11 protein-coding genes and 1 riboswitch are annotated in these 11,897 nt (G+C 64.3%); of the genes, 2 read left to right on the forward strand and 9 right to left on the reverse strand.

Going from position 1 to position 11,897, the window contains the following annotated elements; all coding sequences use genetic code 11:
* Positions 1 to 6: 6 nt before the first annotated feature.
* The 7 genes from B9A23_RS08205 to metA all read right to left on the reverse strand — a co-directional run bounded on the left by B9A23_RS08205 (position 7) and on the right by metA (position 7,127).
* Complete coding sequence (locus tag B9A23_RS08205; protein WP_084278400.1) at positions 7 to 891, reverse strand: aldose 1-epimerase family protein; 885 nt, start codon at positions 889 to 891, stop codon at positions 7 to 9.
* Positions 888 to 3,278: a phenylalanine--tRNA ligase subunit beta gene (gene pheT / locus B9A23_RS08210; protein ID WP_084278401.1), complete on the reverse strand. Its 2,391-nt coding sequence runs from the start codon at positions 3,276 to 3,278 to the stop codon at positions 888 to 890. The genes B9A23_RS08205 and pheT overlap by 4 nt, the downstream gene beginning before the upstream one ends.
* Positions 3,275 to 4,375 (reverse strand): phenylalanine--tRNA ligase subunit alpha, encoded by a 1,101-nt coding sequence (gene pheS, locus B9A23_RS08215; RefSeq protein WP_084278402.1) that lies wholly within the window; start codon positions 4,373 to 4,375, stop codon positions 3,275 to 3,277. The genes pheT and pheS overlap by 4 nt, the downstream gene beginning before the upstream one ends.
* Before the next feature lie 45 nt (positions 4,376 to 4,420).
* A complete protein-coding gene (locus tag B9A23_RS08220; RefSeq protein ID WP_084278403.1) occupies positions 4,421 to 5,260 on the reverse strand; it encodes a helix-turn-helix domain-containing protein in 840 nt (279 codons plus the stop codon).
* 185 nt (positions 5,261 to 5,445) lie between these two features.
* The gene (gene rplT / locus B9A23_RS08225; RefSeq protein WP_039333676.1) at positions 5,446 to 5,808 is read right to left on the reverse strand and encodes a 50S ribosomal protein L20; all 363 of its coding nucleotides are present in this window, start codon (positions 5,806 to 5,808) and stop codon (positions 5,446 to 5,448) included.
* A 13-nt stretch (positions 5,809 to 5,821) separates the two neighbouring features.
* Entirely contained in the window at positions 5,822 to 6,025 is a 204-nt protein-coding gene (gene rpmI, locus B9A23_RS08230) for a 50S ribosomal protein L35 (protein WP_084278695.1), read from the reverse strand.
* 181 nt (positions 6,026 to 6,206) lie between these two features.
* Positions 6,207 to 7,127, reverse strand: coding sequence for a homoserine O-succinyltransferase (gene metA / locus B9A23_RS08235; protein ID WP_084278404.1), 921 nt, complete (start codon positions 7,125 to 7,127; stop codon positions 6,207 to 6,209).
* Between the two features lie 49 nt (positions 7,128 to 7,176).
* Positions 7,177 to 7,295, reverse strand: a riboswitch (SAM-I-IV-variant riboswitch).
* Positions 7,296 to 7,441: 146 nt separating this feature from the next.
* Here metA and B9A23_RS08240 point away from each other — a divergent pair.
* Positions 7,442 to 7,618, forward strand: coding sequence for a (2Fe-2S)-binding protein (locus B9A23_RS08240; protein ID WP_039333680.1), 177 nt, complete (start codon positions 7,442 to 7,444; stop codon positions 7,616 to 7,618).
* Between the two features lie 107 nt (positions 7,619 to 7,725).
* Positions 7,726 to 8,205: a bacterioferritin gene (gene bfr / locus B9A23_RS08245; protein WP_084278405.1), complete on the forward strand. Its 480-nt coding sequence runs from the start codon at positions 7,726 to 7,728 to the stop codon at positions 8,203 to 8,205.
* A 17-nt stretch (positions 8,206 to 8,222) separates the two neighbouring features.
* On the opposite strand, the gene B9A23_RS08250 is transcribed toward bfr, so the two are convergent.
* Both B9A23_RS08250 and B9A23_RS08260 read right to left on the reverse strand, forming a co-directional pair.
* A complete protein-coding gene (locus B9A23_RS08250) occupies positions 8,223 to 8,783 on the reverse strand; it encodes a YqgE/AlgH family protein (RefSeq protein ID WP_084278406.1) in 561 nt (186 codons plus the stop codon).
* Between the two features lie 323 nt (positions 8,784 to 9,106).
* Positions 9,107 to 11,851: a [protein-PII] uridylyltransferase gene (locus tag B9A23_RS08260; RefSeq protein ID WP_084278696.1), complete on the reverse strand. Its 2,745-nt coding sequence runs from the start codon at positions 11,849 to 11,851 to the stop codon at positions 9,107 to 9,109.
* Positions 11,852 to 11,897 lie beyond the last annotated feature (46 nt).

Genomic DNA, 11,897 nt, shown 5'->3' on the forward strand with positions numbered 1-11,897 from the left:
GCGCGGTTAGCGCGGGTTTAGGGTCACGTCCATGCGGAAGCTGCGCGTTGCGCCGGGATCGAGCAGGACAACGCCGGGCTTTTCGCGGAAATCACCGGAGAACCCTTCAGGATCGGCATGGCCCTGCCACGGCTCGATGCAGACATAGCGTGCGCCCGGCACCTGCCAGACGCCGAGCGAAGTCGTGTCCGGGAAGGCAATGTCGAGCGAACTGCCGCCATCCGCTCCGTACGACAGCGAAGTGCTGGAGAGACGATCCCAGATCAGCGCATCGGCGCGGAACAGGTCCTCGTGCAGCGCAAGCTCGCGGCCCTTGACCGGGCTCAGGATCAGGTCCGGGAGCAGAACCCCGGTACCTGGCGCGACCTGCCGCAAGGCTTCGGGCTCTTCGGCCTCGAAAACCAGCTTGTGCGCGTGCTTCGCCGCACCACCCGGCAGCGGCCAGGCAAAGGCGGGGTGAAAGCCGAAACTGAACGGCAAGGCATCCGTGTTCGGATTGAATACGCTGACCTGTGTGTGCAGCGTCATTCCCTCGACCCGGTAAAGCACTTCGAGGACGAAGCCGAAGGGATAGGCCGCGCGGGTTGCCGGCGAATCGGTCAGCCGGAAGCGGGCCTCCGTTTCCTCGACATGGACCGGGGCAAAGGCGCTGCGGCGGGCAAAGCCATGCTTGGGCATGGAATGCTCCTGCCCACCCAGCCTCAGCGTGTCACCGCTCAATGCGCCGACAATCGGAAACAGCAGCGGGGCATGGCCCGACCAGAAGGCCGGGTCAGCATCGGTCATGTATTCTGCGCCCTCAGCATCGGTCAGCGACCACAGCTCTGCGCCGAGCGGATTGATCCGCGCAGTCAGCTTGTCGCTGCCGATGATGACGAACTCGTCGCTCATCCGCGCAGAACGGCCCCAAGCTTGGCAGCGGCAGCCACCACCTTGTCCGAAATCGCCTTGAGCCCCGCTTCATCGAACGACTTTTCAGTGGGCTGCAGCGTCACTTCGATGGCCAGGCTCTTCTGGCCCTCGGGCACGCCCACCCCGCGGAAATCGTCAAAGATCCGAGCCGAAACGATCGCCTGCTTGTCCGCACCCTTCACCGCGCGCAGCAGATCGCCTGCCGGGACCGAGACCGGGACCAGGAACGCGAAATCGCGCGTCACGGCCTGCAGCGCGGGCGGCGCGAAGTGCGGGCGGGCGAACTGGCCCGGCCCCTTGCGCGGCGGAATACGATCGAGGAACAGTTCGACCACGGCCACCGGACCATCGAGATCGAAGGCCTTGGCTGTCGAGGGATGCAGCATACCAAAGCGCGCCAGCACCTGCTTGGGCCCAAGGCGCAGCGTGGCCGACTGGCCGGGGTGGAACTGGCTGCCAGCCTCGCCCATCACCTGCAGGTTGTCGACCGGAGCGCCAGCCTCGCCCAACAGCGCCAGTGCTTCGGCCTTGGCGTCAAACGCGTCGAACGGCTTGGCCTTGCCAGTCGCCCAACCGCGCGAAACCGCTTCACCGGCAAGTACCACGGCAAGGCTCAGCTTCTCGTCGCTCGCGCCATTGGCACCACGGAAATAGCGGCGGCCGATCTCGAACAGGCGAACCGAGGTGGCGCCACGATGGAGGTTGCGCTGTGCGGCCGAAAGCAGGCCCGGCAGCAGCGACGGGCGCATGACCTTGAGGTCTTCCGAAATCGGATTGGCCAGCGCCCAGGTTTCCTCGCCATCGGCAAAGTGCGCGGCTTCCTTTTCGGGGAGGAACGACCAGGTGATCGCCTCGTGCAGGCCTCGCGAGGCAGCGGCACGGCGCACCCGGCGCTCGAGCGTCTGCACCGCCGTTGCCGTCGGCTTGGCGACGCCATCAGCGCGTGGCAGCGGGGTGGAAGGCACAGCGTCCAGGCCATGGACGCGGATCACTTCCTCGACGATGTCGGGCGCGCCGTCGACGTCGGGGCGCCAGCTCGGCACGGTCACGATCCAGTCGTCGGCCACTTCGAAACCAAGCGCGGCAAGAATGCGCTTCTGTTCGCCATTGGCGACGTCGATGCCGCCAAGGTTGCCGGCCAGCGCGGAATCATAGGCCACCGTCTTGCGCGCCAGCGGCGGCTGCCCTGCACGGACCACTTCGCTCGCCTCGCCACCGCAGATCTCGAGGATCAGCCCGGTCAGCAGATCGAGGCCGGTATCGAGGAACGCCGGATCGACGCCGCGTTCGAAACGCCCGCGCGCGTCGGAGGTCAGCGAGAGGGCCTGCCCGGTGCGGGCGATGGAAGCGGGATCGAAGTAGGCGACTTCGAGCAGCACATCGGTCGTCTCGTCCGAGCAGCCCGAGTGTTCGCCGCCCATGATTCCGGCGATGTCATGCACGCCGGCATCGTCGGCAATCACCGTCATCCAAGGCTGAAGCGCGTATTCCTTGCCGTTGAGCGCCAGACAGGTCTCGCCCTCGCGCGCCTTGCGCGCCACGACCGCGCCCGAAAGCTTGGCCATGTCGTAGGCATGGGCCGGACGGCCATAGCCCAACATCACGTAGTTGGTGATGTCCACCAGCGCGGATATCGGGCGCTGCCCTGCACTCTTGAGGTAATCCTGCAGCCACTTCGGGCTGGGGCCATTCTTCACGCCGCGAATGACGCGGCCGTAAAAGGCAGGGCAGCCTTCCGGATCGTCGGTGCGCACTTCGATGGGGCATGGGAAGCTGCCCGTAACGTGTTCGGCTTCGATCGGCTTCAATACGCCAAGCCCCGCCGCCGCCAGATCGCGGGCGATGCCGTGGACGCCCATGCAGTCCGGGCGGTTGGGCGTGATCGCCACGTCGAACACCGGGTCCGAACCGAGATAGTCTGCAAAGGTCGTCCCCACCGGCGCGTCCTCGGGCAGTTCGATGATGCCGTCATGCTCTTCGCCAAGGCCAAGTTCACGCGTCGAGCACATCATGCCGTTGGATTCGACACCGCGGATGGCGGACTTGCGCAGTTCCATGCCGTTGGCCGGGACCACTGCACCGGGCAGGCCGAGCACGCCGACCAGCCCTGCGCGCGCGTTGGGCGCGCCGCACACGACCTGAAGCGGATTGCCATCACCCAGATCAACCGAAAGCACCTGCAGCTTGTCGGCCTGCGGGTGCTTCTCTGCCGTCACCACGCGGGCGACGCGAAAGCTCTTGAGCGCCGCCGAGGCATCCTCGACGCCTTCTATCTCGAGACCGAGCGAGGTCAGCTTTTCGGCGATGGTGCGGGCGTCGGCCTTGGTATCGAGGACCGACTTCAACCACGAGAGCGAGAACTTCACGAACGTACTCCAACACCGCCGGAAAGGGTCGGCACGTCGAGCGCGCCGAAACCGTAGTGGCCAAGCCACCGCACATCGCCATCGAAGAAGGCGCGCAGGTCGTCCATGCCGTACTTGAGCATGGCGAGGCGATCGACGCCGGTGCCGAAGGCAAAGCCCTGCCATTCATCGGGATCGAGCCCGCCGAATTCGATCACCTTGCGGTTGACCATGCCGGAGCCCAGCACTTCCATCCAGCCGCCGTTCTCGGCATCGCCGCTGCCGCCGACGACGCGCTTGCCATTGATCAGCGTGTAGCCGACGTCGACCTCGACCGAGGGCTCGGTGAAGGGGAAGTAGCTCGGGCGCAGGCGCAGGACGATGTCGTCACGCTCGAAGAAGGCCTTGAGAAAGGTTTCCAGCGTCCACTTGAGATGGCCGAGGTGGATGCCCTTGTCGATGACGAGGCCTTCGATCTGGTGGAACATCGGCGTATGCGTCGCGTCCGAATCCGAACGGTAGACCCGGCCCGGTGCGATGATGCGGATCGGCGCGCCCTGCGCGATCATCGAGCGGATCTGCACGGGGGAAGTGTGCGTGCGCAGCAGCATGTCACGGCCTTCTGCGTCCTTGTCGGGGAAGTAGAAGGTATCGTGCATCGCGCGGGCAGGATGGGTTTCGGGCATGTTGAGCGCGGTGAAATTGTGCCAGTCGTCCTCGATCTCGGGACCGCTGGCCACGGCAAAGCCCATGTCGGCGAAGATCTCGGCCAGCTCGTCCATGACCTGGCTGACCGGGTGGACCGAACCCTTGGGTGCCTGCGGCGCGGGCAGCGAGAGATCGACTGTTTCGGCTACAAGGCGTGCTTCGAGCGCAGCGCTCTCCAGCGCGCCCTTGCGGTCCGCTAGCGCGGCAGTGACGGTTTCGCGCGCGGCGTGGATCTTTGGACCTTCGCTCTGGCGCTGGTCCGGCGTCATCCCGCCCAGCGACTTGAGCAGGGCGCTGACCCAGCCCTGCTTGCCGAGCGCGGAGACACGGATCGTCTCCACCGCTTCGGGCGTGGCAGCTTGCGCAATGGCCGCGAGCGTTTCGGCCTGCTGTTGATCGAGGTTTTCCATGGCGCAAGCCGCTAGCCGCAAATGCGTGCGAATCAAAGTCTCGAGTTACGAGCGCGCCAGCGTCGTTGGGGGGGTATGCAATGCTTGCACGGCAGCGCCCAGAAACTCCTGCCGCGCGCGCATCACTTCCTGCAGCACCGGCTTGGGGCAATGGGCATATTCGCGCGGGCTCATGCCCATGAAGCGGTGGAAGTCGCGCACGAACTGCGCCTGATCGTGATAATGCCCGTCGATCGCGCCGATCCACTTGAGCGAGGGATCAAGCATGTATTGCACAAGGCTGCGCATGAAGCGCTGCCGCCGCAGCAGCAGGCGTGGCGCAAATCCGAAATGCTTGCGGCACAGGCGCTCGACCGTGTGGGTTGGCAGATGTGTCGCCTCGGCCATTTCGCTTACCGTCGCGATATCCGGATTGACGAGAGCGGCGTGACAGGCGGCGATGCGGGGATCGTCATCGAAGCCTGCAGCCAGGGACTGTTCGAAGAAACGCGTTATGCGGCCCAGCTCGGCCTGCTCGTCCGGCACATTGTTGAAGACCGTTGCGGCGAGCCTCCGAAACGGCGCCAGAAACGGCTCGGCAGCGACATCGTAGATGCGGTCCGCATGTGCGTTAGCGGGCTGGCGGACAAAGCGCGCCCAGCCCAGCGGCAGCAGGCCGATGCCCCAGATTCGCGTGATCCCGGTCGTGAACTCGAGCGTCGTGCTGGTGGGGCCGGTGGCGTTTGCCTGCACGCCCTTGAAGGGCGGCTGTCCCGGCAGTTGCGAATCCGGAAAGTCACCCTGATAGATTCGGATGTTTGCCCACTCGGGGTGCAGGTGATCGGTCACGCGGCCTTGGGCCACATCGATCTCGGTCAGGTAGAATGTCGTGAAATAGCGCTGCATCGGCGCTGGTGGCCGATGGAACCGAACCCGGACTGTGCAGTCCCCGGTCAAGATTTGCGCGCCCCTGTTTACTTTAGTTATGCAATGTTCACGCTCACCCTGCACCGCACTTGCGCGAATCGCAACGAAAAAGGGCGGCTCCCGAAGGAACCGCCCTTTTGTTCGTTCTGCTTCCGCGATGCCGATCAGGCGGCGGGCAGAGCAGCCTTCGCCTGGGCGATGACGGCGGTGAAGATCGCACCTTCGTTCATCGCGAGGTCGGCCATGGTCTTGCGATCGAGTTCGATCCCGGCAAGCTTGGTGCCGTGGATGAACTGCGAGTAGGTCAGGCCTTCGGCGCGGACCGCAGCGTTGATGCGCTGGATCCACAGAGCGCGGAAGGAGCGCTTCTTAACCTTGCGGTCACGATAGGCGTACTGGCCAGCCTTTTCGACGGCCTGACGGGCAACGCGAATGGTGTTCTTGCGACGGCCGCGATAGCCCTTCGCCTGATCCAGAATCCGCTTGTGCTTGGCTTTGGTGGTTACACCACGCTTGATACGGCTCATAAGTCAGCGCTCCTCAGTTCAGCCCGTAGGGCGCCCACTTCTTGATCACCTTCGCATCAGCGTCGGAGATCACTTCAGTGCCGCGGTTCTGGCGGATGTACTTGGCGTTGTGGCTCATCAGGCGGTGGCGCTTGCCGGCCACGCCATGCTTCACCTTGCCGGTGGCGGTGAGCTTGAAGCGCTTCTTGACGCCGCTCTTCGTCTTCATCTTGGGCATTTTCGTCTCCTGATTTCGACGCGTCCGATCTGCCTTGGCAGCCCTTGTGGCCAGGCCGATCATCGAATCCGTGTCGGTTGAAGCTGGGGCCGTTAGGCGAAGCGGCGTGGAAAGGCAAGGGTGGAGAGTCCTTGTCGGGTGCGCCCCTTGCATCCGCCAAGGGCTTGCGGCACCGGCCAGCTCATTTCCCGATATCCGCCAGATCATATGGCGTGGTCTGGTAGGTCTCGTTCACCCAGTTTCCGAACAGCAGGTGGCCATGGCCGCGCCAGGTGTTGGCGGGCATCGCCTGAGGATCGTCTCCGGGGAAATAGTGGCGCGGCAGGTACCTGCCCTCCCCATTCTCATTGGCATCGCGCGCATATTCGCCTGCCAGCGTCAGCGTGTCGTATTCGAGATGGTTGAACATGTGCAGGGTGTTGTGGGCCGGATCATCGATCAGGCACAGGCCGGTTTCGGCACTGTCGGCAAGAACCGAAAGGCCGCGCCCCTCGGGCAGGTCTTCCCGGCGCACTTCGCTCCAGCGCGAGACCGGCACGTCGAACACGTCGGGCAGGCCTCGCATGAACGGGCTCGCAGGGGCATGGTTGATATGCCGGAATACGCCCGAAGCCTTTGTCGGCAAGGGGTGCTTGTCGATGCCGTGGAAGTGGTGAAGCGCAGCCATCGCGCCCCAGCAAACCGACAGCGTGCGGTGGACGTTGGTCTGCGACCAGTCGAAGATACGGGCGAGCTCGTCCCAGTAACTGACCTCGGCATAGGGAATCGTCTCGACCGGCGCGCCGGTAACGATCAGGCCGTCGTATTTCTCGGCGCGGACGTCCTCCCAAGGGCGGTAGAACGACGAAATGTGGCCAGCAGAGGTGTTCTTGCTGACGTGATCGGAGATGCGCACCAGTTCCAGCTCCACCTGCAGCGGCGTGGCGCCAAGCAGGCGCGCGATCTGCGTTTCGGTGGTGATCTTGTCGGGCATCAGATTGAGCAGGGCGATCCGCATGGGGCGGATATCCTGGCGGGCAGCCTCGGTTTCGCTCATCACGATCACGCCCTCGGCTTCCAGAGTCCGGCGGGCTGGGAGATTGTCGGCAATCCTGATCGGCACGGGGTACGTCTTCCTCAAAACCTGAGGGAGAAGACGCTCTTCACGGTGTCCGTGTCCGTTTGATTGCCGGATCGGCCACATCCCCTCTCCACCTCGGCAGATCGGGTACCACCTTGCCCGGATCGGCAGGTTGGCGTTGGAGCGTCACTCCAACTCTCGATGTAGGACGACAGATAGAGTGCACATGTAAGCATTGCAACCGGGCAACCATGCACTGCGGTGCGGCAAGACCGACACTGCACTTGCTATTGCGATCCACTCTCATTAAAAATGCGAATCATTGGCAGAAGGCTTTACCATGGAGACCGTCCGCAATGTTCATCTGCATCTGCAATGCCATCCGTGAAAAGGACATCCGGGCCACCGCCCGCTGCCACGCAGGCAACGCCGAGGAAATCTACGGCCGCATGGGTTTCAAGCCGCAGTGCCGCCAGTGCCTTGATGATGCCGAAGACGTCATCGCCGACGAGCGCGCCTGCGCCCTTGCATAAATCCAGTGTTGCAAAGTGTTGCGTGCACCGCGTGCGAGTCGTTCGCGCTTGGTCGCACCTGCCTCGCGGCGTAACGTCGCGCCCCTGATTACAAAGGAGCCAGCGCGATGAAGGGCGATGCCAAGGTCATCGAATATCTAAACAAGGCCCTGCTCAACGAGCTGACCGCGATCAACCAGTACTGGCTGCATTACCGCCTGCTCGCCAACTGGGGCGTCAAGAAGCTGGCCGAGTACGAACGCCACGAATCGATCGACGAGATGAAGCACGCCGACATGCTGGCGGACCGCATCCTGTTCCTCGACGGCTTGCCCAATTTCCAGGCGCTGGGTCGGCTGCGGGTGGGCGAGTCGGTCGAGGAAATCCTCAAGGCCGACCTTGCGCTGGAAATGGACGCGCTGCCCCTGCTCAAGGATGCCATCGCCCATTGCGAAAGCGCGCGCGATTTCGTCAGCCGCGATCTCTTCGCCAAGATACTCGAAAGTGAGGAAGAGCACGTCGACGTGATCGAAAAGCAGTTCGACATGATCGAACGCATGGGGCTGGCCAACTACATCCAGCTCAACAGCGAGGCTGCAGAGGCCTAAGCGCGGGCGGCAGGCGCTCAGGCGCTGCCGGTCTGGGCCACGAGGTGCGCCGGATCGATGCCCTCGCGCTTCCACGCCTGCTGCCAGCGCCGACCGGTCGGCGTCTCGAACAGGACTTCCGGCCGGCCTTTCGCGGCGTACCAGCCGTGGCGGCGCATCTCGCCCTCAAGCTGGCCCGCGCCCCATCCGGCATACCCCAACGCGACGAGATACCTGCTCGGCCCGCGTCCTTCGGCAATGGCCCGCAGCACGTCCATCGAGGCTGAAAGTTCGCACAGCGGGTTCACCGTAACGCTGCCCTCGCCGCTCCAGTCGTTGGAATGAAGCACAAAGCCGCGTGCCGTCTCGACCGGCCCGCCATTGAGAATCGGCAAGTCCGGGGCGACGCCGGGATCGATGCCGATATCTTCAAGCAGGCCGTGCAGGGTGATGCCATCGCGCACATGGCCGATGCCGATGCCCAGCGCGCCGTGCTCATCGTGAACGCACATCGCCACCACGGCATGGTCGAAACGTTCGTCGCCCATGCCGGGCATGGCCAGCAGCAGGCGTCCGGAAAGATATTCGGCTTCGCTCATGCCAACAAAATAGGCATGGCGGCCATTGGTTGCGACCCCCGTCCTTCTCTTTGACACGCATCAAGGCATATTAGACTTTTCTGATGCAAAGCGACCGCGATCCCGTGTCTCGAAAGGAGCGCGAAATGCTTCGCCTGATGTTCATCCTGCACACCGTCATCGCGACCACGCTCATGGGCATCGGCATCACCGCGGTGCTGGCAGCCGGCATGACCGGCTCCCGGCCCATCGTCATCGCCGCGATCGCGGGTCTTGCCGCCGCCTTTCCGGCCAGCTGGCTCGTTGCACGGCAAATGATCAGCTGTCCGAGGCAGGCGGCAAGGTCAGGCCGCAGCCTTGACCTTGCGATCTTCCGCCGCTTCCAGCAGGCGCTTTTCCACCGTGCGCATCCGGCTTTCGCTCTCGATCTTCTCGCCCAGAACGTCGGTGACATAGAAGGTGTCGACTGCGCGTTCGCCGTAGGTCGCAATGTGCGCGGAATGGACCACCAGCCGCGCCTCGAACAGCGCCCGGGCGAGCTGGTTGAGCAGCGCCGGCCGATCGCGCGCGCCCACCTCGATCACGGTAAAGCGGTTCGAGGCCTTGTTGTCGAAGATCACGATCGGGCGCACATCGAAGGCATCGGCGCGCGGGCGGGCCAGCGGGCGCGCGGCAAGTTGCGGCACCAGCTTGACCCGATTGGCCAGCGCATCGGCAATCGCATTCTTGAGCCGCGCAATCTGGCTTGCCTCGTTCAGCGGGCGGCCGAGCGGGTCCTGCACCAGGAAGTTGTCGACTGCGGTGCCGTTGCGCGCGGTATGGATACGCGCGTCGATGATGTTGCCGCCGGCCAGATGAATGCCCCCGGCGATACGATAGAACAGGCCGGGATGGTCAGCCGCAAGCACCGTGACAAGGGTCGCCCCGCGTGCGGGATACCAGTGCGCTTCCACAGACAGCGGTTCGCCCAGCGCGGTGTCCATCTGCTGGAGATTGAGCGCGATGATGTCCTCGGGCTCGGCGATCCAGTAGGCATCGCCCAATTGCTTGCCGACCGTGCCGATCAGCGCGTCGCGCTCGCGCAGGATCGTGGCGACGGCCTTCTTCTTCGCGGCGATGCGTTCGGCGCGGCCGTGGGTCTTGTGGCCAAGGCGCAGCATTTCCTCGGCCGAGACGAACAGGTCACCCAGAAGCTGGCGCTTCCACGAGTTCCACACACCCGGCCCCACTGCCCGAATATCGACCACGGTCAGGATCAGCAGCAGGCGCAAGCGTTCCTGGCTCTGCACCGTGTTCACGAAGTCGGCGATGGTCTTGTAGTCGGCGAGATCCCGCTTGAACGCGGTGGCGCTCATCAGCAGGTGCCAGCGCACCAGCCAGGCGACGGCTTCGGTTTCGGCAGCGGAAAGGCCCAGACGCGGGCACAGCTTCATGGCCACCTCGGCGCCCAGCACCGAATGATCGCCCTGACGCCCCTTGGCAATGTCGTGCAGCAGGGTCGCCACATAGAGCGCACGGCGCGAGGCGACCTTGCTGATCACTTCGCTGGCCAACGGATGGTCGTCCTTGACCTCGCCCTTCTCGATTCGGGCCAGCAGCCCGATGGCCCGGATGGTATGCTCGTCGACGGTGTAATGGTGGTACATGTCGAACTGCATCTGCGCCACGACGCGGCCGAAGTCGGGCACGAAACGCCCGAACACGCCCGCCTCGTTCATCCAGCGCAGCACCGTCTCGGGGTCGTTGCGGCTGGTCAGCGTTTCCATGAACAGCGCATTGGCGCGCGGGTCCTTGCGCAGGCCTGCATCGATCAGGCCGGAATCGCGCCGGGCAATGCGCATCGTCTCGGGGTGTATCTCCACCTGTTCGGCCGCTGCACAGGAAAACAGTTCGAGCAGCCTGACCGGGTCCTCCTGAAAGGTCGTGTCGGCTGGCGCGGCAAGCTTGCCGGCGTCGATCACGAACGGCCCGACCTTCTTCTTCCGCCGCCCCCGCAGCGCCGCAAGGAAGCCGCGCTTTTCCTTGGCGAACTGCCCATCGAGCTGTGCCAGGAACACGCCGGTCAGCGAGCCGACCTGCTTTGCCTGCAGGAAGAAGTACTGCATGAAACGCTCGACCGCGCTCTTGCCGGGGCGGTCGGCAAAGTTCATCCGGGTGGCGACTTCGCGCTGCAGGTCGAAGGTCAGCCGGTCTTCGGCGCGCTTCGTGATGGTGTGGAGATGGCAGCGCACCGCCCAGAAGAAATTCTCGGCACGGCGGAAGGCGCGGTATTCCTCGGCCGTGAGCAGGCCGACGTCGACCAGCTCCGAGGCGTCGCGGACCTTGTGGATGTACTTGCCGATCCAGTACAGCGTGTGCAGGTCGCGCAGGCCGCCCTTGCCCTCCTTGACATTGGGTTCGACCACATAGCGGCTGTCGCCCAGCCGTTTGTGCCGCTCGTTACGCTCCTGCAGCTTCTCGGCAACGAACTGCTTTTCAGTGCCATTGACGACTTCGGCCCAGAACCGGGCCGATGCACTGTCGAACAGGTCGCGGTCGCCCCAGACATAGCGCCCTTCGAGAAGGGCAGTGCGGATGGTCAGGTCGCTCTTGGCCATGCGCACGACCTCGTCGAGCGAGCGGCTGGAATGGCCGACCTTGAGCCCGAGGTCCCACAGGAAATAGAGCAGCGCCTCGATCACCTGCTCGCACCAGGATGTCGGCTTGATGGGCGTGACGAAGGCGATGTCGACGTCCGAATGCGGCGCCATCTCGCCGCGACCGTAGCCGCCCACCGCGATCACCGCGATGCGTTCACCCATCGAGCGGTTGCTGGCGCGATAGATCCGGCCGACCACATGATCGTAGATGATGCGGACCAGCTGGTCGACAAGGAAGGCCTGCGCCTGCGCGCATTCGCTGCCGGCCGATGGCTTGGCTTCGAGCCGGCGCGCAATTTCCGCTCGCCCATCTTCCAGCGCTGCGCGCAGGAGTTCGACCACCTTCTGCCGCGATTTCTCGCCCTGCTCCGCAAAGGCGGCAGCGATGGCATCGGCCAGATGGCGGCGGTCGATAATGGCGCGCTGGTTGACAATACGGGGGAGCATCATGGCTCCACCCATATCGCGTCAGTCCCTATCGTCCAGTAACATTGCC

This window comes from Novosphingobium sp. B1 (genome assembly GCF_900176395.1).
Taxonomy (GTDB): domain Bacteria; phylum Pseudomonadota; class Alphaproteobacteria; order Sphingomonadales; family Sphingomonadaceae; genus Novosphingobium.